At 71.4% G+C, this 21,374-nt stretch carries 22 protein-coding genes; 6 read left to right on the plus strand and 16 right to left on the minus strand.

The window, feature by feature from the left end; genetic code table 11:
• Window positions 1–129: 129 nt before the first annotated feature.
• The 9 genes from AB1578_04850 to ybeY all read right to left on the minus strand — a co-directional run bounded on the left by AB1578_04850 (window position 130) and on the right by ybeY (window position 10,666).
• Window positions 130–1,119 carry a diguanylate cyclase gene (locus AB1578_04850; protein MEW6487228.1) on the minus strand — a complete coding sequence of 330 codons (990 nt, stop codon included), beginning with the start codon at window positions 1,117–1,119 and terminating at the stop codon, window positions 130–132.
• On the minus strand, window positions 1,116–2,171 hold the full coding sequence (cheB, locus tag AB1578_04855; protein ID MEW6487229.1) for a chemotaxis-specific protein-glutamate methyltransferase CheB: 1,056 nt from the start codon (window positions 2,169–2,171) through the stop codon (window positions 1,116–1,118). Before cheB ends, AB1578_04850 begins: the two co-directional genes overlap by 4 nt.
• Window positions 2,168–4,294, minus strand: coding sequence for a response regulator (locus AB1578_04860; GenBank protein ID MEW6487230.1), 2,127 nt, complete (start codon window positions 4,292–4,294; stop codon window positions 2,168–2,170). Before AB1578_04860 ends, cheB begins: the two co-directional genes overlap by 4 nt.
• A 3-nt stretch (window positions 4,295–4,297) precedes the next feature.
• Window positions 4,298–5,941 carry a methyl-accepting chemotaxis protein gene (locus AB1578_04865; GenBank protein ID MEW6487231.1) on the minus strand — a complete coding sequence of 548 codons (1,644 nt, stop codon included), beginning with the start codon at window positions 5,939–5,941 and terminating at the stop codon, window positions 4,298–4,300.
• 45 nt (window positions 5,942–5,986) lie between these two features.
• Window positions 5,987–6,538, minus strand: a complete 552-nt coding sequence (locus AB1578_04870; protein MEW6487232.1) for a chemotaxis protein CheW — start codon at window positions 6,536–6,538, stop codon at window positions 5,987–5,989.
• 276 nt (window positions 6,539–6,814) lie between these two features.
• Window positions 6,815–8,605, minus strand: a complete 1,791-nt coding sequence (locus AB1578_04875; GenBank protein MEW6487233.1) for a CheR family methyltransferase — start codon at window positions 8,603–8,605, stop codon at window positions 6,815–6,817.
• On the minus strand, window positions 8,571–9,446 hold the full coding sequence (locus tag AB1578_04880; GenBank protein MEW6487234.1) for a hemolysin family protein: 876 nt from the start codon (window positions 9,444–9,446) through the stop codon (window positions 8,571–8,573). The genes AB1578_04875 and AB1578_04880 overlap by 35 nt, the downstream gene beginning before the upstream one ends.
• A gap of 85 nt (window positions 9,447–9,531) precedes the next feature.
• The gene (locus tag AB1578_04885) at window positions 9,532–10,230 is read right to left on the minus strand and encodes a diacylglycerol kinase (GenBank protein MEW6487235.1); all 699 of its coding nucleotides are present in this window, start codon (window positions 10,228–10,230) and stop codon (window positions 9,532–9,534) included.
• Window positions 10,220–10,666: an rRNA maturation RNase YbeY gene (ybeY, locus tag AB1578_04890; GenBank protein MEW6487236.1), complete on the minus strand. Its 447-nt coding sequence runs from the start codon at window positions 10,664–10,666 to the stop codon at window positions 10,220–10,222. Before ybeY ends, AB1578_04885 begins: the two co-directional genes overlap by 11 nt.
• 177 nt (window positions 10,667–10,843) lie before the next feature.
• Between ybeY and AB1578_04895 the strand changes: the two genes are divergently transcribed.
• Both AB1578_04895 and AB1578_04900 read left to right on the plus strand, forming a co-directional pair.
• Window positions 10,844–11,083 carry a hypothetical protein gene (locus AB1578_04895; GenBank protein MEW6487237.1) on the plus strand — a complete coding sequence of 80 codons (240 nt, stop codon included), beginning with the start codon at window positions 10,844–10,846 and terminating at the stop codon, window positions 11,081–11,083.
• A complete protein-coding gene (locus AB1578_04900; GenBank protein ID MEW6487238.1) occupies window positions 11,076–12,614 on the plus strand; it encodes a diguanylate cyclase in 1,539 nt (512 codons plus the stop codon). The genes AB1578_04895 and AB1578_04900 overlap by 8 nt, the downstream gene beginning before the upstream one ends.
• A 354-nt stretch (window positions 12,615–12,968) precedes the next feature.
• On the opposite strand, the gene AB1578_04905 is transcribed toward AB1578_04900, so the two are convergent.
• The 6 genes from AB1578_04905 to AB1578_04930 all read right to left on the minus strand — a co-directional run bounded on the left by AB1578_04905 (window position 12,969) and on the right by AB1578_04930 (window position 18,132).
• Entirely contained in the window at window positions 12,969–13,553 is a 585-nt protein-coding gene (locus AB1578_04905; protein MEW6487239.1) for a helix-turn-helix domain-containing protein, read from the minus strand.
• Between the two features lie 31 nt (window positions 13,554–13,584).
• Window positions 13,585–14,625, minus strand: coding sequence for a tRNA-dihydrouridine synthase (locus AB1578_04910; GenBank protein ID MEW6487240.1), 1,041 nt, complete (start codon window positions 14,623–14,625; stop codon window positions 13,585–13,587).
• Window positions 14,606–15,151 carry a TlpA disulfide reductase family protein gene (locus AB1578_04915; GenBank protein ID MEW6487241.1) on the minus strand — a complete coding sequence of 182 codons (546 nt, stop codon included), beginning with the start codon at window positions 15,149–15,151 and terminating at the stop codon, window positions 14,606–14,608. Before AB1578_04915 ends, AB1578_04910 begins: the two co-directional genes overlap by 20 nt.
• Before the next feature lie 24 nt (window positions 15,152–15,175).
• Window positions 15,176–15,706: a TlpA disulfide reductase family protein gene (locus AB1578_04920; protein MEW6487242.1), complete on the minus strand. Its 531-nt coding sequence runs from the start codon at window positions 15,704–15,706 to the stop codon at window positions 15,176–15,178.
• Window positions 15,707–16,027: 321 nt separating this feature from the next.
• A complete protein-coding gene (locus AB1578_04925; protein ID MEW6487243.1) occupies window positions 16,028–17,548 on the minus strand; it encodes a multiheme c-type cytochrome in 1,521 nt (506 codons plus the stop codon).
• Entirely contained in the window at window positions 17,545–18,132 is a 588-nt protein-coding gene (locus AB1578_04930) for a methyl-accepting chemotaxis protein (GenBank protein ID MEW6487244.1), read from the minus strand. Before AB1578_04930 ends, AB1578_04925 begins: the two co-directional genes overlap by 4 nt.
• Window positions 18,133–18,345: 213 nt before the next feature.
• On the opposite strand from AB1578_04930, the gene AB1578_04935 reads away from it, so the two are divergent.
• On the plus strand, window positions 18,346–18,762 hold the full coding sequence (locus AB1578_04935; GenBank protein MEW6487245.1) for a hypothetical protein: 417 nt from the start codon (window positions 18,346–18,348) through the stop codon (window positions 18,760–18,762).
• A gap of 52 nt (window positions 18,763–18,814) precedes the next feature.
• A complete protein-coding gene (locus AB1578_04940; GenBank protein MEW6487246.1) occupies window positions 18,815–19,423 on the plus strand; it encodes a response regulator transcription factor in 609 nt (202 codons plus the stop codon).
• A 30-nt stretch (window positions 19,424–19,453) separates the two neighbouring features.
• On the opposite strand, the gene AB1578_04945 is transcribed toward AB1578_04940, so the two are convergent.
• Window positions 19,454–19,900 carry an Hsp20/alpha crystallin family protein gene (locus AB1578_04945; protein ID MEW6487247.1) on the minus strand — a complete coding sequence of 149 codons (447 nt, stop codon included), beginning with the start codon at window positions 19,898–19,900 and terminating at the stop codon, window positions 19,454–19,456.
• Between the two features lie 126 nt (window positions 19,901–20,026).
• Between AB1578_04945 and AB1578_04950 the strand changes: the two genes are divergently transcribed.
• On the plus strand, window positions 20,027–20,908 hold the full coding sequence (locus tag AB1578_04950) for an AAA family ATPase (protein MEW6487248.1): 882 nt from the start codon (window positions 20,027–20,029) through the stop codon (window positions 20,906–20,908).
• Window positions 20,880–21,374, plus strand: a complete 495-nt coding sequence (locus AB1578_04955) for a formylmethanofuran dehydrogenase subunit E family protein (protein ID MEW6487249.1) — start codon at window positions 20,880–20,882, stop codon at window positions 21,372–21,374. The genes AB1578_04950 and AB1578_04955 overlap by 29 nt, the downstream gene beginning before the upstream one ends.

The following is a 21,374-nucleotide window of genomic DNA, read 5'->3' on the forward strand; positions in this document are numbered from 1 at the left end:
CACGGCACGCCCACGCTCAGGGCCCAGAGCGGTGCGGGGGCGAGGAAGACCAGGGGCCAGACGGGGGCCGGGGGGAACGCGAGCGCGGCGACGAGGGCTCCCCAGAGGGCCAGCCCCCACGGGACCGGGTCACGCCACTTCGACGCGGTTTCGTCCATTTCCCTTGGCGCGGTAGAGGGCGGCATCGGCAGCCTGGAGGAGCTCCTCGGCTTCCTGAATCGGGGTCCCAGGGCCGAACTCGGCCACTCCCGCGCTGATGGTGCAGCGCACCTCGAGGTCGCGGGTGATGTTCAGGCGCTCGCGCTCCACCCGTTCCCGAAGGCGCTCCACCAGGCGCACCGCGTGGTCGGCCGCGGTCCGGGGCAGGAGCAGGGCGAACTCCTCTCCCCCGTAACGGGCCACCAGGTCCTCGCCCCGGATGCCCTCCTTGAAGAGCTCCACGAGCCGCACCAGGACCCGGTCCCCCACGGGGTGCCCCCAGGCGTCGTTGACCGCCTTGAAGTGGTCCAGGTCGATGAGCACGCAGCTCAGGGGCTCGCCGTGGCGCTTGGCCCGCGCGAACTCGCTCTTCAGGCGCTCCTGGAAGTGGCGATGGTTGTAGGCCCGTGTGAGCCCGTCGGTGACCGAGAGGAGCTGGAGCTCCCGGTTGAGGGCGTCGAGCTGCTCGGTGAGGGCTTCGAGCTGCTGGTTTTTCGCCTCCAGCTCCTGGTTCTGGGAGTAGAGGCGCTTCTGGAGGGTGCGGATGCGCAGCAGGCTGCGCACCCGGGCCAAGAGCTCCTCGTGCTCGCAGGTCTTGTCCACGTAGTCGTCGGCGCCCGCCTCCAGCCCCCGCACCACGTCGTCCAGGGCCCCCTTGGTGGTGAGCATGAGCACGGGGACGTAATCGGGCATCTGGCGCAGCCGCCGGCAGACCTCGTATCCGTCGAGCTCGGGCATCATCACGTCGAGCAGGACCAGGTCCGGGGTCTGCTCGATGGCCATGTCCAGGGCCTGGCGCCCATCGTGGGCCTGGCGCACGGCGTACCCCTGGGCCCGGAGCACGTCGGTGACCATCTCCCGGACGATGCGGCTGTCGTCCACCACCAGGATGTCGGGGGCCGGGCTCGGGGCAGCGCTCATCTCGTGCCTTCTCCTGCGCTCCCCGCGACCCGGGAGACCGCCTCGGCGAGCGCCCGGGGCATCTCCGGAGCCGGAACGACCCGGGTAGCCGCGCCGATCTCGATGGCGGCCCGGGGCATGCCGAAGATGGCGCTGGTGTGCTCGTCCTGCACCAGCACCTCTCCTCCGGCCTCCCGGATCGCCAGGGCACCCCGGGCGCCGTCGCGCCCCATGCCGGTCAGGACCACCCCGATGGCCTGATTACCATACCCTTCCGCGAGGCTCCGGAACAAGACGTCCACCGAAGGGCGGCACCCGTTCTCCGGCGGACCTCTCCCGACCACCGCCGCGCCGCCGCGCACCAGGAGGTGGTGCCCGTCCACGGCCAGGTACACCGACGGCCGCAGCGGGCTCTCCTCCTTCTCGACCACGCGCACGGGCAGGGCGATCTCCCGGCCGAGCCACTCCGAGAACCCCCGGGTGAACCCCGCGCTGATGTGCTGCACCAGGAGGATGGGACAGGGAAACGCAGGGGGCAGCGCCGCCAGCACGGCCTGCACGGTGCGGGGTCCTCCCGCCGAGGCCCCGATGGCCACCACCCGCCGGGAGGACGAGGGCAGCTTCAGGGGGCGCGGGGCTACCGCCTCTGCGTTGCCCCAGCCCCTCCTGCGGCCCACCTGAGCATAGAGCTTGACGCGGGCCCGAAGGTCCTCGGCCGCAGGCGCCCGAGAGTCCAGGGCCGCGAGATCCGCAGGCTTGGGCAGGGCCTCGAACGCCCCGGCTCGCACGGCCCGAAAGGCGCTCCCCACCTCTCCCGGGTGGACCGTGGCGCTGAGCACGATGACGGGGGTGGGGCGCTCCCGCATGATCCGCTCCACCGCCTCCAGGCCCCCCATCACCGGCATCTGGACGTCCATCAGGACGACGTCTGGGCCCAGGGCCACGCACTTCTCCACCCCGTCCAGGCCGTTTTCCGCCTCCGCCTCCACGCGGATCTCCGGGTCTGCCTCGAGGATCTCCCGCAGCACGGTGCGCACCAGCCGGGAATCGTCCACCACGAGCACCCGGATCACGGGGCCACCCCTCTCTGGGCGCGGGCGCCCCCGGTCAGGAGTCCCCCCAGGGTTGCCCCGAGCTCCCGCTGGCTGAAGCGGTCCTTGCGCAGGTAGGCATCGACTCCCGCGAGGTAGCCCGCCTCGAGATCCGCCTCTGCCGTGCGGTTGGAGACCGCGATCACGGGCAATCGGTCCAAGTCGCCGCGGGAGCGGATCCTTCGGGTGAGCTCCAGGCCGTCCATTCCGGGCATCTCCACGTCGGTGAGCACCGCGTCCACGGGTCGCTGTTCGAGAATTCTCCAGGCCTCCAGGCCGTCGGCCGCCGTCAGCACGGTGTACCCCATGTGCTCGAGGAGGTTCTGCTCCATGTGCCGGGTCGTCACCGAGTCGTCCACCACGAGCACCAGGATCGGCCGTAGCGCTGCCCCCGGACGGTACCGGCACGCGCCCTCCAGCGCGCCCCAGCGGGCGTGCAGGTCCACCACGTTGATCACCGGCACCGGGGGCCCGTCGGCCAGGAACGAAGCTCCCAGTACGTAGGGAACCTCCCGCAGGTGGCTTCCCAGGGCTTTGAGCACCACCTCGCGCTCCTCCTTGAGCTCGTCCACCTGGAGGAGCATGTGGCGCCCGCGAAACCGCACGGCGACCAGGAAGACGGTCTCCGCGGCCTCGGCTTCCCCCCCCAGCGCCCGCGCAAGGCTCACCACCGGCAGGACCCGGTCGCCGTAGGGCCAGGTGCCGTCGCGGCGGCCCAGCTCGCGGGCCGAGGTTCCTACGCACCGGTCCACGAACAGGGAGGGGATCGCGTAGGACTCCCGACCGGCACGCACCACCAGGACCGAGAGGCTGGAGATGGACAGGGGAAGGTAGAGCCGGAATCGGGTGTAGCGCCCCTCCTCGCTCTGGATGACCAGGGATCCCTTGAGCTTCTCCACCTGGACCTTCACCACGTCGAGCCCGACGCCCCGGCCGGAGACCTCGGAGACCTGCCTGCGGGTGGTGAGCCCGGGCTCGCACAAGAGGTACAGGACCTCCCCGTCCCCCAGGGCGCCGGCCTCCTCTTCGCCCAGGAGTCCCTTGCGCACCGCCGCGGCGCGGATCTCCGCCGGAACCAGGCCGCGGCCGTCGTCCTCCACCTCGATCACCACGGCGCTGCCCTTGTGGTAGGCCCGGATGACGATCCTTCCGGCCGGCCCCTTGCCCGCCGCGCGCCGCTCGGCGGGCGTCTCCACCCCATGATCCACGGCGTTGCGCACCAAGTGGGTCAGCGGCCCCTGGATCGCCTCCATGAGGCGCTTGTCCATCTCCGTGAACCGGCCGTCCACCGTGAGGGTCACGTCCTTCCCCAGCTCCCGGCCCAAGTCCCGCACCAGCCGCTGGTACCCGTCCAGGACCTCGGCCAGGGGAACCATGCGCAGCTCGAACACCTGGGACTGGATCTCCGCCCCGACCTGGTCGAGCCGGTGCAGGTCCTCGAGGAGCTCCCGAAGCCGGCCCTGGGCGAGGAACCGGAGCGCGCGCAGGGCGGGGGCAGCCAGGGCGGCGCCCGGGCCCACGGAGGGGTCCTCCGCCGAGGCAAGCTTCTCCAGGGGACCGAGCCCCTGGCGCAGCTTCCTTCCCCAGTCCAGGAGGCGTGCCCGCTGGAGGGAGAGATCGTCCACCAGGTTTTGGAGCTCGTCGAGCTTCTCCACCGCTACCCGGACCCGGTCGGCTCCCAGCCGGCGCTCTTCCCCGGGTGTCTCGGCCGAGGGCCGGGGATGGCGGGGCGAAGGAGGGGCGGCAGGAGGCGGACCGGCCGGGGCGACCACCTCCCCCTCGTTGCCCTCGGCCAGCCGCTCGAGGGCGGCCCGGACCTGGTCCAGGAACCCCAGGAGGCGCGTGGCCTGTGCCGCGTCCAGCGCGCCGCCGCCCCCTCCGGCCTCCTGCAGGGCCGTTTCCATCTCGTGGGCCGTCTGGCTGACGTGGGCCAGCCCCACCATCTTGGCTCCGCCCTTCAGGGTATGGGCGCAGCGCAGGGCCTCTTGCAGGGCCTTCCGGTCCCCGGGCAGCTCCTCCAGGCGCAGGATCGCCTGCCCCAGCCGGGACAGGATCTCCGTGCCCTCCTCGAGGAAGAGCGCCAGGTACTTGCGCTGGGGTGCCATCGCCTAGACGGTGAACCTCCGGATCGAGCGATTCGCCTCGGCCAGGTCCTTGAGCTTGCGGGCGAGCTCCTTGAGCCGGATGACCGCCTTCTCCACGTGCTCGGCGGATCGGTTGACCTGGACCGCCACCTCGTTGATGTCGGTGATGGTCAGCACGAGCTGCTCCCCCGCCGTGGCCTGCTGCTGGGTGGCCACGGTGATTTCCTTGGTGGACTCCTTGGTCTGGCGCACCAGGGCCAGGATCCCCTCGAGGCTCTCGCCGATCTTGTCCACCCTGCCGGCTCCGTCCATGACGATGGCGGTGCCCCGCTCGGTGGCCAGGACGGTATCGTTGGTGGAGTCTTGGATCTCCTCGATCAGGGTCTTGATCTGGGTGGTGGCCTCCACCGTGCGCTCGGCCAGGCGGCGGATCTCCGCGGCGACCACGCTGAACCGCTTGCCGTGCTCCCCGGCTCCGGCGGCCTCGATGGCGGCGTTGAGGGCCAAGAGGTGGGTCTGCTCGCTGATCTCGTCGATGATGTCGACGATGCCGCCGATCTTCTGGCTGCGCTTTCCCAGCCCCAGCATGGCGTCGGCAATGGCCCGGACCTGCTCCTTCACCTCCCCCATGCCGTTCACGGCCAGGCGTACCGCCTCCCTCCCCCGGACGCTCGCGCCGTAGGTCTCCTCGGCGACCTGTTCCACGCTCTCCACGTTGGCGGAGATCTCATTGGAGGTGGCCGCGATCTCTTCCGCCGTGGTGGTGGCCTCCTGTACGGCGGAGGCCTGCTCCGCCGCGCCGCTGGACTGCTCCACGGCCACCGAGACGAGGTTCTCGCTGGAGCGGTCCAGCTCCTCCACGGCGGTGGCCAGGGCCTCGGCCACGGCCGACGACTGTTCGATGCTCTCGCGCAGGTGAGCCCGCAACGTGTTGACGTGGCCGGCCAGTTGCGCCATCTCGTCGGCGCCGCCGACGGCCACGGGCTGGGAGAGATCCCCGTGGGCGATGCGCTGGGTGCCGTCCACCACCCGGAAGAGGGGCTTGAGCACCAGAAACTGGAGGCACAGGTAGACCACCCCCACCACCGACACCATCGCGATGCCCAGTCCTACCCACTGGCGCCGCCGGCTCGCGTCGATCCTCTTCCCGAACTCCGAGAGGTCGAACCCCATGACAATGGCCCCGAGGTAGGGTCCGTCCCCGGCGTGGCACGCGTAGCAGGGACCCTGCACGGGGTTGTGCAGCGGCACCCCGTTGAAGACGATCCCGCCGCGCCGCACCTCGAGGGGGTCCGAGGAGGCGCGGGCACGCTCCGCCAGGTCCAGCACCAGGGGGTCGGCGGCGCGGCGGCCTCGCTCGGCCGCACGGCCGCTGTAGAGGACGTTTCCGTCGGGACCCACCAGCTGCACCGAGTGGATGCCCTCGGACCCCACGGCATTCTCGAGGATGCGCTGCAGGTTCTCCTTGCTCTCGTCCATCATGGAGACCAGCAGCGTGTTGTACACGAAAGCCGAGAAGCTCGTGTTGGTGCGGCGCTCCAGCGCCTGGACGGTGTCCCGGTGGTCCCGGCCCGTCGTCCAGCTCAGGAGGCCCAGCAGCACCGCCATGGTGCCGGCGGTGGCCAGGAGGATCTTTCGGGCGAGGCTCTTTCGGACGGCGTGCACCATGGCTCGTCTCCTCCCGAGACCGCGAAGCCCCGCGGTCCCGCTGTCTCAATCCTGATCCGGGGCCCCCGCTGCGGTCTCGGCCAGGTAGCGGCGGCCGTCGAGCAGGAGCACCGGCTGTTCCGGGTCGGGCCCGGACCAGTGCCCCAGAAACGCCCCGGGCGGGCACCCGGGCCAGGGCGCGTCCACCGGGACCACCGCGCCGGGGGGAATCGGGGCCACGTCGGCGACCCCGTCGACCCAGAGGCCGGCCTTTACCGCCCCGTCCGCCACCACCAGGACGAACCCGTCCCCGGCAGGCCGCCCGCTGCGCAGCCCCAGGTACTCGGCCGGATCGGTAAGGGAGACCACCTCGCCGCGGATGCCCGCGACCCCCAGAATCCAGGGCGGCAGGCCCGGAAGGCGCGCCGCGCGGGGCCGGCGCACCACCGCCCGGCACAGGGAGGCCTCCAGGGCCATCCGCCGTCCGCAGAGCCGAAACAGGACCCACGCACCGGCCGCGGCCTCCGGGGCCTGCGGCGCCCGGCCGAGCTGCTCCCAGTACTCGCCCCGAACCCGGGACAGCCACTCCTGGATCCCTGTTCCCTCACCGCCGGTCACGGGACGTCATCCTCCTGATGCTCGGGGGCAAGGGGCCAGAATCCACCCCCAAGATTCTGGGGCGGGGTCCGGGAGCCCCGGAGCGCAGCCCCGCACCGCCTCGACCGATCCACGACACCCCGATCGAAACCGCTGACGCTCGGCGCACCTGCTCCCCCGGAGACGCTCCCTCCAAACATCGCGGATTGCGGGGCGGAGCGCAGGGGCTCCCGGACCCCGCTCGCCACCGAGGCGGTGAATCGTGGGGGGCTCCCCGTGTGGATTCGCGACCCCGGGTCACGCGCCGGCCGCTCCCGCCAGGGACTCGGCGACCAGGCTCAGGAGCCCCTCGCGCCCCATCCCCCCGGTGAGCCACGACGCCACCCGGGGACGGGTCTTGAGGATCGCCAGGGCACAGCGCAGCTCCTCGGCAAAGCTCTCGTGGCGTCCCAGCCGGCGCAGGATCCAGGCGCGGTTCAGGTGGGCCATGAAGAAGTCGGGGGCGGTGGCCAGGGCCTCCCGGTAGTGGCGCAGCGCCGCCAGCTCGTCGCCCCGCCGCTCCGCCAGGAGGCCCCGCAGATAGGGGACCTCCGGCAGGATCGGCCGGCGCCGGGCCGCCTCCTGCAAGTGCGCCTCCGCCTCCGCCTCCCGGCCCTCGTTGGCCAGGAGGATGGCCAGGCCCCCATGGCCCCGGGCGTCGCCGGGGCATCGGCCCACGAGCTCCTGGAACGCGCGGCGCGCGCCCTCCACCTCCTCCCCGTCCAGGGCCGCGAGGCCCGCGCCGTAGAGCTCGGCCGCCAGCTCCCCCGCGGCGCCGCCCGAACTCGCGGCCGCGGGAGGAGGGGAAGCGGCTGCGGGGACCGCGGCGGCCTTGCGGTAGAAGAAGCTCCCCATCCCCCGGCTCACCTCCAGGGCCGGGCACCGGCTGAGCAGACTCTCGGAAGCCCCCAGGAAGAGCCCCCCGCCCGGCGAGAGAGCCCCCTCGAAGACGCCAACGATGCGCTCGGCGGCGCCCCGGCTGAGGTAGATGAGGGTATTGCGGCAGAAGATGGCGTGGAACGGGCCGTTGGCCGCAGCCCAGGGAGCCAGCTCACCCCCTCCCAGGTTGAGGCGGTCGAAGCGCACCCGCCGCCCCAGGGCCTGGGCCACCCGGGCGCCCCCCGGGTGGAGCTCCAGGTACTTGCGCCGCAGGTGGACGGGGAGGTTGCGCAAAGAACGCTCCCGGTAGATGCCCGCGCGGGCCTGGGCGAGAAACGCCGGATTCAGATCCGTTCCCACCACCTCCACCTCACCCCCCGGCCCGACCGCTTCCAGGCACGCGATGGCAAGCGAGTAGGCCTCTTCCCCCGTGGCGCACCCCGCGGACCAGATGCGCAGGGGGCTGGGAGCACCCCTCGGGGCGAGCGGAAGGGAGGGCACGAGCAAGGCCTGGAGCGCCAGGAACTGACCCGAGTAGCGCCAGAAATACGTCTCTCCCACCGAGAGCAGCGCCGCCAGGGCCGCGACCTCGGCGCCGTTACGGGCGACCGCTCCGGTGTACTCGCGGGCCGTCGGGAAGAGCCCCCCCACCATGCGGGTGCGCACCGCCTGGAGGAACGCCCCCTCCCGGTCCGAACGGATCTCGAGACCCGTGCCCGCCTCGAGGAGGGCGGCGATGCGGGCGCGCTCTTGCCGGGGCAGATCCGACAGGGGCTCCGGCCAGCAGGCCGCGAAGCGCTCCCGAGCCCGCCGGGCCCGGGATACGGTCGCCGCCACCTCGCGATGCTCCAGGGATAGGTCGAGAAACCCGTGGGTGGGTTCGATCCGGTGGAGCGCCAGGGGGTCCGACCCCGTCAGCAGGACCGCCGGCGGGCACGCCTGCCGGAGCTCGTAGGTGGAGAGCGCGCGCCGGCAGGAGTCTTCCCAGCCCTGGGGGTCCACCACCGCCACGCTCGCCTTCCCGTCGAGGGCCTCTTCCACGTCGAGGGGCACGGCCGTCTGGCCCACCTCGGCGAGCCGGCGCACGAGGTCGGCGACCTCGCCCGGAGTGCGGGCGACGGCCGCGAGGGGAAGGTCAGGGGGGGGCTGGGCTCTCGTCTGCCGCGCCATGGACATCCCGCTGGGCGAGTTTTCGGATCTTCACTTCCTTGACCCGCCTCTTATCGGCATCCGCCACGGCAATCTCCAGTCCGTGATAGCGAAACGTCTCTCCCGGCTTGGGAACGCGCCCGAGGGCGTGAAAGACGAGTCCTCCCACCGTCTCGTACTCCACGTCCTCCCCGAACTCGATCCCCAGGCGCTCCTCGAGCTTCTCGAGCTCGGTGCGGGCGTCCACCCGCAGGCCGTCTCCGGCTTCCCGGATCTCCGCGTCCTCCTCGTCGTACTCGTCCTGGATGTCCCCCACGATTTCTTCGAGCACGTCCTCCAGGGTCGCCAGGCCCGAGACTCCCCCGTACTCGTCCACCGCGATGGCCAGGTGGAGGCGGCGGCGGCGAAACTCTCCGAGCAGGGCCTCCAGGCTCATGGTCTCGGGAACGAAGTAGGCGGGGCGCAGGAGCTTGCGCAGGGGAGGATACGGCGGAGGGACTCCCCAGAAGTGAAGAACGTCGCGGGCCGTCACAAAACCCACCACGTGGTCCACGTCTCCCTCGTACACGGGAACTCGGGAGTGCCCCTCCTCCACCATGGTGCGGGCGAGCTCCTCCAGGGAGGCATCCACCTCGACGCACACCATCTCGGTGCGGGGAACGGCCACCTCCCGCACGAGGGTCTTGCGGAAGGAGAGGACGGACAGGAGCATGTCCTCCTCTTCCTCGTTGAGGAGCCCCTCGGCGGTGCCGGCCTCGATGAGCTCCTCCATCTCCCTGACCACGTCCCGCTTCGGCCGCGATCGGCGCCCCAGGAACTTCCCGAACCGGGCCCAAAAGGAGCCCTCGTCTTCCCTGCCCATGTTCCTCCTATCAAGAAAATCCCTCTCCCTGAAGCCCCTCTCCCTCGATGGGAGAGGGGCCTGGGGTGAGGGTGGACGGGCCGTCTCAGTGGAGCAGCCAGAAGAGACCGGCGCCCAGGAGGGTCCCGAGGGCGGCGCCCGCCCCCACCTCCCAACGGGTATGGATGCCGTGCAGGAGCCGGCTGTGGCTCACCATGAGCGCCAGGATGCCGGCGAGCACGCCGACGATGGCGTCCTCGGTGTGCAGGGTGAGCAGGACCGCCACGGCAAAGGAGACCGCAGCGTGGCCGGAGGGAAACCCTCCGCGCAGGGCGCGACCCCGGCCCACCGCCCCCTTTACCAGCACCACCACCACCAGCACCGCCAGGAGCGATGCCGCCAGGACGAGCGGCCGCGCCGCGTTGAGCTTGCCCAGGAGCGCCGCGCCGTTGGACCCGGCCGCCGGAGCCAGCACGACCCACCCCACGGCGGCCGCAGCGAAGGCGGCGACCAGCACCGCCCCCGCCGCCACGTCCTTGGCGGCGCGGGCCAGGGGATGATACTCGGGACAGGCCAGGTCCACGGCGGCCTCCACCGCGGTATTGGCCAGCTCGGCGACCAGGACCAGCGCTGCCGCCAGGCACAGGAGGGCGAACTCCCCCGGGGTGACTCCCAGTCGGGGCGCCACGACCAGGACGGCGAGACAGGCCACGGAGTGCCAGCGCACGTGGCGCTGGGTGCGGACCCCGTAGAGAACCCCCTCCACGGCACAGTTCAGGGTGCGTAGCCAGGTGTCAGGCTTCATCGAGGGCCAGGCGGAAGAGCTCGGCCTCCCGGGCCTCCATCTCCGGGGCGCGGGCGGCCTCGGCCCCCTCGTGATCGTAACCCATCAGGTGGAGGATTCCGTGGATGCACAGGTACGCGACTTCGTCCTCCAACGCTTCTCCGGCCTCCTCGGCGTCGCGCCCCGCCGTGTCCACGCTCACGACCACGTCGCCGAGCACCTCGGGCTCCACGTCGCCAAACTCCCCATCCCGCTGGGCAAAGCTGATGACGTTGGTGGGCGTGTCCTTCCCCAGGTATTCCCGGTGGAGATCGCGGATCGTGGGGTCGTCGCACAGCCACACGGAGAGCTCGGCCTCGCCGCAGCCCAGGGCGCTCAGCACCTTCGCCAGTCGCCGCCGCAGCAGCTCCTCGCCGACTCCTGCTCCCGGGCGGTCGTTTCGGATCCAGATCTCCATGGGAGGGCCTCGATTTCGTGTCCCCCTGACCGACTTCAAGAGGGCCGGCTGGACTATAGGGCACCCCCCGAGGGGAGTCAAGAACCGCCCACGGCCGCGGAAAGACCGGGGAAAGTCGTTGTTCACTCCGGCAGCGTGTGGTAGCGTGCCTTCCCACCGCACACAGAGGAGGGCACCGTGGTTCACTCCCCTTCGTTTCGCGAAGAGCTCGATGCCATCAACCGGGAGCTGCGCAAATCCCTGCTCAAGCTCCAGTCCCTCTTGGAGAAGAAGCGCCGCGCCTTGAAGGAGGCGGAGATTCTGGAAGACCGGCGCGAGCAGGAGCACCTGGAGGGGGTGATCCAGGAAATCGAGGGGAAGATCCGCGAGATCCGCGACATCGGCCTACCCCCGCCCCCTGCCCGCGAGCATGCCTGATCCCGTCCGCAACCTGCTGATCGTCTCCAGGCCGGCGCCCTGGTTTCCCCGCACGGGGCAACGGGTGGCCCAGGGGCTGCTGACCGTGGAGCAGGCGCCGTCTCTCCAGGGGATCGAGGTGCCGGCCGCGGACCGGGGGTGGGACGTGGTGGCCTTCCGCGCGGAGGACCTGCGCCCCCTGGGCCCTGCGGAGGTCCTCGCCGCCCTCCGGGAGCTGGCTCCCCAGGCTACGTACCTGCCGGTCACCGCCGCCCCCGACCCCCAGGAGGCGCTCTACTACCTCAAGCACGGGGCATTCGAGTACCTGACCGAGCCCCTCCCGGCCGCGGAGTTTCTCCGGGCGCTGGGGGAAGCGATCGAGAACCGGGAGACCTTCCGCGAGATCCTGGACCTCAATCGTGCCCTGGAAGCCCAAAAGGAGCAGCTCCTCTTCGAAAAGGAGATCCTGGAGCGCAGGAACCGGGAGCTCGAGGCCGTCAGTCGCCTCGCCCGGGCACTGGCCGCCACCCTCGACCCGGGAGAGATCGCGGCGCAGCTCGCCCGCAACGTCCAGGAAGCCCTGGGATTCCCCCGGGTCCTCGTGGGGCTGGTGGACCACTGCGGCAAGTGGGAAGAGGTGAGAGAAGAGCTCGGGCCTGCGGACCACCCCGGCACAGCCCGCGGCATCCGCTGGATGCTGCGGGACGCCGGGGCCCAACCGTGGATCCGCACGGTGCTCCAGCGGGGCGAGGTGCTGCGGGCCGACGCGCCCGCGGACCATCCGGACGTGCGGGACACCTCCCTGGGGCAGCTGCACCGCCATCCCTTCGTAAAGGTACCCCTGGTGGCAGGCGGCGCAGTGGTGGGCACGGTGACGGCCGAGACGGCAGGACCGGGGGAGCCCATGTCCGAGGAGGCGCTCGCGGTCCTGCACATCTTCGCCGACACGGCAGCCGTCGCCCTGGCCAACGCGCGGCTCTACGAGGCAATGAAGGAGCTCTCGGTGCGCGACGAGCTCACCGGGCTCTTCAACCGCCGCCACCTCCTGGGCCGCCTCGAAGCCGAGTGCGTGGACGCGGACCGGCACGGGAGCCCGCTTGCCGTGCTGCTCCTGGATCTCGACCACTTCAAGCTTCTCAACGACGGCAACGACCACCTCACGGGAGACGCGGCGCTTCGCCGCCTCGCGGGGCTCCTGCTCAAGAACACCCGGGGGATCGACACGGTGGCGCGCTACGGAGGCGAGGAGTTCGTGATCCTGCTGCCCCGCACGGAGCGGGAAAAGGGCCGGTTCGTGGCGGAGAAGCTGCGGCGCGTCGTAGAGGCCGCGACGTTCGAGGGTGCGGCGGCCCTGCCCGGAGGCCGCCTGACCGCCAGCGTGGGGGTTGCGTGCTGCCCCGAGGACGCGGCGAGCCCCCTGGAGCTCCTGGAACGGGCGGACTGGGCGCTGTATCAGGCGAAGAGCGAAGGCCGAAACCGGGTGTGCGTGTGGGAAGCCGACGCGGGCGGGCCGCGGTCGGCGGCCAGCGGCCAGCAGGCTGGGGACCCCTAGAGATCCTTGAGCTCCTGAGATCTTGAACGGTGCGTCAAGTTTCTCCCCGGAGCTCCCCGTCCAGGGTGGGCCCGCTTTGCTTGACCCACCCTACGGCTTGCAGTGGAACGTCTGGGGGCGGGCCGGGGGTCTCCCCGGAGGCGGGGCAGGCGGCTTTGGCAATGCCCTGGCGGGCACAGGATGCCCTTCCCCTCCCTCCCCTGGGATGCCACGGACCACCTCGAAGCTCACGGGATCCTGCGCCGCCGGAGGGGAGGCCCCCGGCCCGCCGGCCTCGGCGGACGGAGGCACAGCCGCGCCAGCACCTGATCCCTGCCCGCCGCTCCCTGATCCCTGACCCCCGATCCGCCCCCGCTACCCCGGTCCGAACCGGGAGGGATCGATCCCCAGGGCACGGATCTTGGCCCGCAGGGTGTTGCGGTGGATGCCCAGCACCTCCGAAGCCCGGGTCTGGTTGCCCCCGGTCCACTCCAGCACCGCCCGCAGCAGCGGACGCTCCACCCGCTCCAGCACGAGTCCGTGCATGCACGTGGGGCCCTGGGGACCGAGGTTGCTCAGGAAGGCGCGAAAGCGCCCGTGGAGCAGGTCCTCCAGGGAGCACTCCCCCCGCAGGAGCCTCGCCTCGGCGGCGGCCCGGCGAGCCCAGGCCCTCACTTCCTCCCCCCCGAAGGGCTCCCGCAGGAACCCAAAGGGGCTGCGGCTCTCGGGCACCAACTCCTCGCCCCCCCGCTGCGCGCCGTTCAGGATGAACACGTATCGCTCGGCGGGCCGCGACGCGTGGCAACCCTGGGCCTCGGCAGCCGCACCGGGCCCTCGGGCATCGACGATGCACACGAGGAACGGGCGCTGTCGCCGGTGCTTGGCAAGCTCTGCGGCGCCGGAAACCTCCTCCACCGCGACGCCCGCCGGCACGAGGGCTTCGCGCAGTCTGCGCCGCAAGCACGGGCTCGGGCTCACCGCTAGGACCGGCTCAGGCGCTCCCGGCAACTCCGACACGCTCCACCGTCCTCTCCCGGTTCTCTCCGGCCCGCACCGCGCCGGCCCCACCGAAAAACGCCTCGACCGCGCGCCGCAAGGCCGCGACGTCCGGGGCTTCTTGGATGTTGCGGCGAAACTCCGCCGCCCCCGGCAGCCCTCGAGCGCCCCAGGCGGCAAACTTGCGCATCTCGAGGGCCGCCACCCGTGCCCCCTTCCACCGCACCAGGTCGTCGATCTGCGCGCAGAGATCCTCGCCGATCTCCCTCGGGCTCGGGGGAGGCCCGGCGGCGCAGCCACGGGCCAGGAGCTCCGCCTGGCGGAAGATCCAGGGGGCAGCCAGGGCCGCCCGGCCGATCATCACGCCGGCGCACCCGCATTGGCGCAGCCGGGCCAGGGCCTCCTCGGCCGAGCCCAGGTCTCCGTTGCCCACCACCGGCACCGAGACCTGGGCGGCGAGGGCGCGCACCAGGCTCCAGTCGGCCTGCCCCCCGTAGCCCTGGGCTCGGGTCCGGGGGTGCAGGGTGATGAGGTCCACGCCGTGGCCCTCGGCCAGCCGCCCGGCCTCGAGGCAGTTGATGCTTCCCTCTGCCCAGCCGGCCCGGATCTTCACCGAGAGAGTCCCCCGTACGACCCGGCGAAGCGCCTCCAGACACCTCCCGGCCCGCACCAGATCGGTCATCAGGGCTGCCCCCGCCCCGCTGCGGATCACCTTGCGCACCGGGCAGCCCATGTTGAGGTCCACGTGGCGGAAGCCGGCCTCCTGGGCGAGCTCGGCCGCAGCCCCAAGCTCGTCGGGCACCGCCCCGAAGAGCTGCACCCCGAGATCGGGCCCGGGGTCCGGGACGCCGAGATAGCCCAGGGTCCGGCGGTTGCCCCGCGCCAGGGCGGCGGCCGAGACCATCTCGGTAAAGAGCCGGCGGCAGCCGTTGCGGCGCAGCCGCCCGCGAAACGCCGCGTCGGTGACCCCGGCCATGGGCGCCATCCAGAACCCGGCCGCCGCGAAGGGCCCCGGGTCAGGGAGCAAGCTTGCCAAGGGCGAGAGTCACCGCTTCGAAGTCCACTTCGATCACCTGGCGCAGCGCAATGCGGCCGTCCGCCCCGGCCAGGTAGAGCGTGGGCGTCTTCGCCACCCCCAGGGGATCGGCCGCCACGAGATACTCCCCCTCCAGGCGGTCGTAGACCACGGCAAAGGGCAGCTCCACGTCGCGCACATAAGAGCGCACGGCGTTGCTGAAGCGGTCCCCGTCCACGTTGATGGCCCAGATCCGCAGCCCACGGCTTCCCCAGTCCCGCTGGAGCTGGGCCAGATCCGGCATGACCTCCTTGCAGTTCGGACAGAAGACCGACCAGAAGAACCAGAGCGCCGGCCCTGCGCCGGAGTCCCCCAGGGCGTGGCGCTCTCCCGAGAGGTCCTCCAGGGTCACCTGGGGCAGGGCCTCCCCCGGCTCCCGCAATCGGAAGGCATCCCCCTCCCCTTCGAAGGCTCCCGACCACGCGCCAAGGCAGAGCGCAAGCGCCCCCGCCCCAAGGGCGCGAAGGAGGATGTCCCGTGCCCGCATCCCCATCCTCTTTCTCGGCCCCCCTCAGCGGGCCGTGACGCCCAGCTCTTCGAGCACCGCCCGGAACTTCTTCTGGCTGGCCCAATAATAGTTGGGCTCGGCAAACCGCACGTTGCCCTCACGGTCCAGGATCACGCTCGTGGGAAGCGCGTTGATGCAGTAGGACTTCCAGACCGAGAGCTCCTTGTCCAGGAGGATGGGGAACTGAATCCCCAGCCCCGCGACCTCCTCCTTGATCCTGGCCACGTGGGTCTTGGAGAGGTTCTGGGTCTCCTGGTTGACCGCCAGCACCACCAGGTCCTTGGAGAGTCCGGTGTAGAGCCCCTGGAGGAAGGCCAGCTCCTCCATGCACCGGGGGCACCAGGACGCCCAGAAGGCCAGGAACACCACCTTCCCCCGGTGATCGGAGAGCTTGACCGGGTTCCCGTCCATGTCCTCCAGGACGAAGTCGGGGGCCGGGGCCCCGGTTTCCAGGCACAGGGCCCCGGCCTGGGGGGGCACCCCGGCCCAGAGCAACGCCGCGGCGACGCACAACGCCAGAACACCCTTCCTCATCTCGCCATCTCCTCTAGTCCCCCCGGTGCATCCGAACCTGGTACTCTAGGGAACCCCACCCCCCCGCGCAAGGGAGTTCCGGCCTTGGATCCACCACCAAATCTTGGGGCGGGGTCGGGGAGCCCTGTAGCGTAGCCGCGCACCGCATCGACCGACCCGCGGCACGCTGGGGACACAGGTTCGGCTCCGCGCACCCGTTCCCTGGGGGGAGGTCCCTTCGAACCACCGCGGATTGCGCGGTGGAGCGGAAGGGCTCCCCGACCCCGCCTACCACCCTGGTTGGACCCAGGCCCCCCCCCGCCGATTTCTCCCTCCCGCCCCCTACCCCCCCGTCGCGGCCAGGGTCCGGTGGCACTGGGTGCACGCCTCCCGCGGGGAAAGACCCGAGGGGCCCTGGGGTTCCCCGAACAGGAACTTGTGATCGTGGATGCTGTGGCCCGTGCCGCTGCGGTTTACACCGGGAACGTGGCAGGACTGGCAGTGCACCGCCCGCTCCAGGTGGCCCGTATGGAGCTCGTTTCCGGGCCAGTCGTTCCGGTGGCACGTGAGACAGTACTCCGAGACCGACATCTTGGGCTTGGCCGAGGGGGAGAGCTGGCTTCGGAAGTTCTTGCACACGTCGCAGGTCACGCCCCGGGCATCCAGGAAGGAGTCTACCCAGAAGAGCCACTGGCGGTGCCGGTCCTCGTAGGACTCGTCCCCGGCAAAGGTTGCGTTGTCCTGGCCGGGCTTGGGAAGCAGGCCTCGGAAGTAGCGGGTCAGGTCCTTCCCCGGCAGGTAACCCAGGGGGTAGCGGTACTGACCCGTGCGGTCGTGGCCGGTGGTGTGACACGATTGGCACACCATCAGCCGGCGCTCGGGGTCCAGGCGTGCGGGGTTGACGATGGACGCGGGAGCCTCGCCGCGGGCGTGGGCCCTGCCGGGGCCGTGGCACGCCTCGCACCCGACGCCCAGTTCGGCGAAACGCGGCTCCCCCTTCATCTCGAATCCCGTGGTGTGACAGCCCTGGCAGTACTGGGTCCAGGGCTTGTCGATCCAGTAGGTGGTATCCCACTCCCCGAGCACCAGGGACCAGATGGGGGCCTTGACCATGAGCCTGCCCCCTTTTTCCACCACGTACCGCTGGGTCCAGTGGCTCCCCAGCACGTAGCGCACCTCGTCGCGGGAAAACGGGGCGCCCGGGCCGAAGTCGCCGGCCACGGCGCCCGGATCGGCCTTCGCATCCCGGGTCATGCGGGCGTGGGGCGTCCTGACCCACTCCCGGTAGACCTCGTAATGGCAGCTCTTGCAGGTCTCCGACCCCACGTACTGGTCGAGCAGGCTCGCCTCCCGCACGTGGAAGCCTTCCGTCGCGAGCTGGGTACGGTCGTGGCACCCCAGGCACAGCTGCCCCTTGTCGTTTTGGCGGCGCAGGTAGAAGGTGCGGTACTTCTTGCGGCCCGTGAGCAGCGAGAGCACGCGCCGGGAGAGGGCCTCGGCCACGTGGGGCTCGTTGGCCTCGTAGGGGCCGTGGGGGTCGTGGCAGGTGGCGCAGGTGATGGTGCCGTGGTCGTCCAGGGGCAGGTCCGCCGGAACGCGGGCGCCGGGGCGGATGTCCACCGGGTGGAGGGTCGAGAGGTCCTTTTCCCGATGGCAGTCCAGGCAGAGGCTCACCACGTCCTTCTGGAGCCGGGCGGCGCCCGGAGCCCCGCCCTGGCGGGGAACGTCCACGTGGCACCGCAGGCACTGGCCCACCCCCGCAAGGAAGGCGTGGGGGTCGTCCGCAGCCCACGCGGCCCCCCCCGTCCCTGCCGCCGCTGCGGCCATCACGGCCGCCAGTGCGGCGGCCAGGCGTCTTCTCATGGCTCGAACCGAAACGCTCCGAGGGCCCGGCGCAGCCCCTCGCAGGCTTTGGCGGCCCGGGTGCGGTCCGCCTCGTCCACCCCTGCCAGGCCGTCCGCCCAGTCCTCCAGCTCCCGAGCCGCCTCGTGAACCGCCAGGAGCTTTTCGCGCAGACCCCGTGTCATGTCGTTCATGGCCTCGGTCAGGGGCTGGAGTTCGTCGCCCTCCCGCAGGCGGGTCACCAGGGTCAGGTCCCCCTCGCCCACAGCCTTGAGGTTCACGCGGAAGCGGTAGAGCGGACCGCCGATCCGGTGGCTGTCGTACAGGGTGAGGACCACGGCCAGGGCGGCCACCACCCCCATGGAGGCGAACGACGACACCAGCACCGCCGGCAGGAGGAGCTCCCAGGAGCTTCGCGCCTGGTAGTGGGCGCTGTAGAAGGCGCGCCCGAACTCCTGGTCCGCCAGAAGGTACAAGAGCCCCCCGGTCAACGCCGTGCCCGCGACCACCAGAGCGGTCATCTTGGCGATGAACCGGAACTGGAAGGCCTTCTCTATGAAGAGGATGCGCCGCTTGGGGATGCTCCGCCGGATTGTCTCTATCATGAACCCTCTCCCTCTCGGTCCCGCCCGCCCCCTGCCCGCTCGCGACAGACTGCCCCACGGATCGGCCCCCACCCCCCACCACTTGAGCCCTGCCCCCTGCCCCCTGCCCCCTGCCCCCTGCCCTCCGCCCTCTGCCCCATGCCTCCCCCCCCATCCCGCCGCCTTTGACAGCCCGCCGGGAGACTGTGTAGGCTTCGGTCCAAAGGAGGCCCCATGAAAATCGTCGCCGCCGCGGCAGCCGCTGCGCTCCTCCTCGCGTACGGGTGCCTCCTGGGCCACGTGACCCGGGAGATCCCTCCACCCGGGGGGTGCGACCAGTGCCACCGCTACACGATCGCGGGGCGGTGGGAGGTCGGCATCGCCCCGGTGGCCCTGGGTCGGGAGGGAGGCATTCCAGAGGACACGGACATCGTTCTGCGGGAACTTCGGGAGGTGCCCTTCCACCGGGAGGTTCCGGCCAGGCGGCTTCAGGTCTTCGCCGAGGCAGCTCCCCGGGAGGCCGTGGGAGACCCGGAGACGGGAATCCAGTGCTTCGTGTGCCATCGCTCCCCGGGGCCCCCCCACCAGGAGCTGCGGGGAACGTTTCCCCACCCCTGGGGCCGGGCTGGCGGCGGAGCCGAGAAGGAGTAGGAAGGGCTCCAAGCCGGGGGGCATCCGAGACCAGAGGGATACAGACCCCGCCATGAGCCCGAGTCCTGCGCGCATCCTTCTCGTGGACGACGAAGAGGCCCTCCTCCAGACCCTCGCGCGGGCTGCCCGGGGTTGCGGCTACGAGATCGACACCGCCCAAGACGGCGCGCAGGCCTGGGAACGGCTGGGCGCAAGCCGGTACGACCTGGTGGTCACCGACCTGGTCATGCCGGGGATGGGCGGACCCGAGTTGATGGAGAGGATCGGGGCGGAGGGGCTCGCGACGCGGATGATCGTGATTACCGGGTTTGCGACCCTGGATGCCGCCGTGGACTGCCTGCGAAAGGGCGCCACCGACTTCCTGGTAAAGCCCTTCCCGGTGGAGGAGTTCCTGGGAAGCGTGGAGCGCGTCCTGCACCGGGGGACTCCGCCGGGCAACGGCAGCCCCGCGTGGGAGTCGATTGCGACGCGCTACGGGCTGACGCGCAAAGAGACGTTGGTGCTGGAAGCCTTCTACGCCTCGGGCCGGACCAACCGGGAGCTGGCCCAAGAGCTTTCGCTGAGCCCCCACACGGTCAAGTCCCACCTCAAGGCGGCCTTCGTCAAGCTCGGTGTATCGAGCCGGACCCAACTGCTCCAGCTCCTGCGCGCAGAGGCCTGAGGTTCTGCCCGGTCCCCGGGAACAGGCTCGTCACTCCACCCGAACCCGGACCCCTGCCGTCCCGGGCGGCATCCGTTTGGGCAGGGTGACGCGAAGCACCCCGTCCCGGTAGCCGGCGCTCACCGCCCCGGCGTCGACTCCGGCCGGGAGCCGGAAGGTGCGCTGGAAGATGCCGTTGGGCCTCTCCACCCGGTGGTAACCCAGGGCGGGGGCGCCCGTATGGAGCGGGCGCTCGCCCCGGAGGACGAGCAGGTCGCCCAGGACCTCCAGGTGGATGTCGTCCTGGGCCATTCCGGGGAGCTCGGCGGCGAGGATGAAGCTCTCGCCGGTTTCGTAAATGTCCACGGCGGGAGACCAGGGGCTGGGCCCCGCCTCCCCCTGCCGCCGTTCCCGGCCGGCGTGTTCGTCGAAGAGCCGGCACAGGGTCTCCTGCAACCCCAGGAGGTCCCGCAGCACCTGGTCGGATGCCTTGCCCATGGATCGCCTCCTCGTGCCGCCACCTGCCCGCGGGCGGCCTGCCGGGGGAGCGTAGGAGACCAGGGCGCAGTCGTCAAGCCGTCCATCGTTTGCAGCCCCGGAGAAAGCCGGGCAGCCGGAGAATCCATGCACCGCAAGCTCTCCAAGATTTTCTACGAGGTCCGCGCGCCGCGCCTCACCTGGAACGACGTGGGGGGGTTCGCCGACGTCAAGCAGACCCTGCGCGAGATGGTCTGCCTGCCCCTCCAGAAGCCCGAGCGCCTGGCGCGACTTGGCCTGGAACGGCCGGCGGGCGTGATGCTGTGGGGCCCCCTCGGGGTGGGCATCACCATGCTCGCGGAGGCCGCCGCCACCGAGGCGGGCGCGAGCTTCGTGTACGTCTCGGGCCAGGAGATGCTGGGCAAGCCCGGGGAGGTACGCGACGCCTTCCACGACGCCGAGCACGAGGCCCCCTGCGTACTCTTCGTCTCCGACTGCGAGTGGCTCGCCCCCCGGGCCGGCTGCTCCTACGAGTGGGGTTCCGGCAACCTGCGGGGCATCCCCCCCACCTTCGCCGACCCGGCGCTCACCCGGGTCTTCGTGGAGGAGGTAGACCGGATCGTGGGGCACCCCGGGGTGATGCTCATGGGCTCGTGCTACCGCATCGACACGGTGGACCAGGCCGTCATCAAGGAGAAGAAGCGGTTCAACCGCAAGGTCTTCGTGCCCCCCCCCCGGGAGGCGGACCGCCGCGGCATCCTCGACATCTACATGAACCGGATGCCGAGCCTCGACCCGGCGGTGGACCGGGACGAGCTGGCACGGCGCACCGAAGGGTACGTGGGATGGGACATCGAGAGCCTCTGCAAGCGGGCCACCCTCGAGGCCCTCAAGGCCGACCGGGACCAGGTGAGCCGGGAGGACTTCGAGGCCGCCCTGGGCCAGATCACCCCCTGGCTCACCCCCGACATGACGGCCAAGTACTGGGAGCTCCACCGCAATGACTGCCCCCACCACTACGCCTTTTGAGCCCGGGTTCTTCCAGGCCCTTGCCCGCCTCCACGGCCACCGCTGCCCCATGTCGATCCTCGGGGCGCACCTGGGGCTCGCCGCCCGGGCGGCCCTGGGGGCGGGGCCGGGGCAGCGCCTGACCGCCGTCTATCGTCACCAGACCTGCGCCCTGGACGGCATCCAGCTCGCCACCGGCTGCACCGCGGGCAACGGCAACCTCCAGGTGCACCGGCGCGGCGAGCACCGCCTGCTCCTGTGTCGGGAGGGCTCCGCCTCCGGGGTGGAGGCCGAGCTCACGGAGCACGCCCTGGCCCGAGGCCAGGCCTACGGTGGGCTGAGAGCCGAAGCCGAGGCCGCGCCGCCGGGCACTCCGGAGCGGCTCCGGGCAGACGTGGCGCTGGAGGACCTCCTTCGGGAGCTGGAGGCGGCTCCCGCCGAGGAGCTGGTCTCGGTGCGGGCGGCGTCCGCCGGGGGAGGCCCCTGA

Source organism: Thermodesulfobacteriota bacterium (assembly GCA_040756475.1).
Lineage (GTDB): Bacteria > Desulfobacterota > Deferrisomatia > Deferrisomatales > JACRMM01 > JBFLZB01.

Bases quoted from the DNA above. Each gene is read 5' to 3' on its own strand.
- AB1578_04900 (MEW6487238.1), top strand. From the start codon at position 11,076: ATGCCTGATCCCGTCCGCAACCTGCTGATCGTCTCCAGGCCGGCGCCC.
- AB1578_04875 (MEW6487233.1), bottom strand. From the start codon at position 8,605: ATGGCGCGGCAGACGAGAGCCCAGCCCCCCCCTGACCTTCCCCTCGCG.
- AB1578_04955 (MEW6487249.1), top strand. From the start codon at position 20,880: ATGACTGCCCCCACCACTACGCCTTTTGAGCCCGGGTTCTTCCAGGCC.
- AB1578_04925 (MEW6487243.1), bottom strand. From the start codon at position 17,548: ATGAGAAGACGCCTGGCCGCCGCACTGGCGGCCGTGATGGCCGCAGCG.
- AB1578_04950 (MEW6487248.1), top strand. From the start codon at position 20,027: ATGCACCGCAAGCTCTCCAAGATTTTCTACGAGGTCCGCGCGCCGCGC.
- AB1578_04930 (MEW6487244.1), bottom strand. From the start codon at position 18,132: ATGATAGAGACAATCCGGCGGAGCATCCCCAAGCGGCGCATCCTCTTC.
- AB1578_04945 (MEW6487247.1), bottom strand. From the start codon at position 19,900: ATGGGCAAGGCATCCGACCAGGTGCTGCGGGACCTCCTGGGGTTGCAG.
- AB1578_04920 (MEW6487242.1), bottom strand. From the start codon at position 15,706: ATGAGGAAGGGTGTTCTGGCGTTGTGCGTCGCCGCGGCGTTGCTCTGG.
- AB1578_04860 (MEW6487230.1), bottom strand. From the start codon at position 4,294: ATGGCACCCCAGCGCAAGTACCTGGCGCTCTTCCTCGAGGAGGGCACG.
- AB1578_04885 (MEW6487235.1), bottom strand. From the start codon at position 10,230: ATGAAGCCTGACACCTGGCTACGCACCCTGAACTGTGCCGTGGAGGGG.
- AB1578_04880 (MEW6487234.1), bottom strand. From the start codon at position 9,446: ATGGGCAGGGAAGACGAGGGCTCCTTTTGGGCCCGGTTCGGGAAGTTC.
- AB1578_04850 (MEW6487228.1), bottom strand. From the start codon at position 1,119: ATGAGCGCTGCCCCGAGCCCGGCCCCCGACATCCTGGTGGTGGACGAC.
- AB1578_04865 (MEW6487231.1), bottom strand. From the start codon at position 5,941: ATGGTGCACGCCGTCCGAAAGAGCCTCGCCCGAAAGATCCTCCTGGCC.
- AB1578_04940 (MEW6487246.1), top strand. From the start codon at position 18,815: ATGAGCCCGAGTCCTGCGCGCATCCTTCTCGTGGACGACGAAGAGGCC.
- AB1578_04935 (MEW6487245.1), top strand. From the start codon at position 18,346: ATGAAAATCGTCGCCGCCGCGGCAGCCGCTGCGCTCCTCCTCGCGTAC.
- AB1578_04915 (MEW6487241.1), bottom strand. From the start codon at position 15,151: ATGCGGGCACGGGACATCCTCCTTCGCGCCCTTGGGGCGGGGGCGCTT.
- ybeY (MEW6487236.1), bottom strand. From the start codon at position 10,666: ATGGAGATCTGGATCCGAAACGACCGCCCGGGAGCAGGAGTCGGCGAG.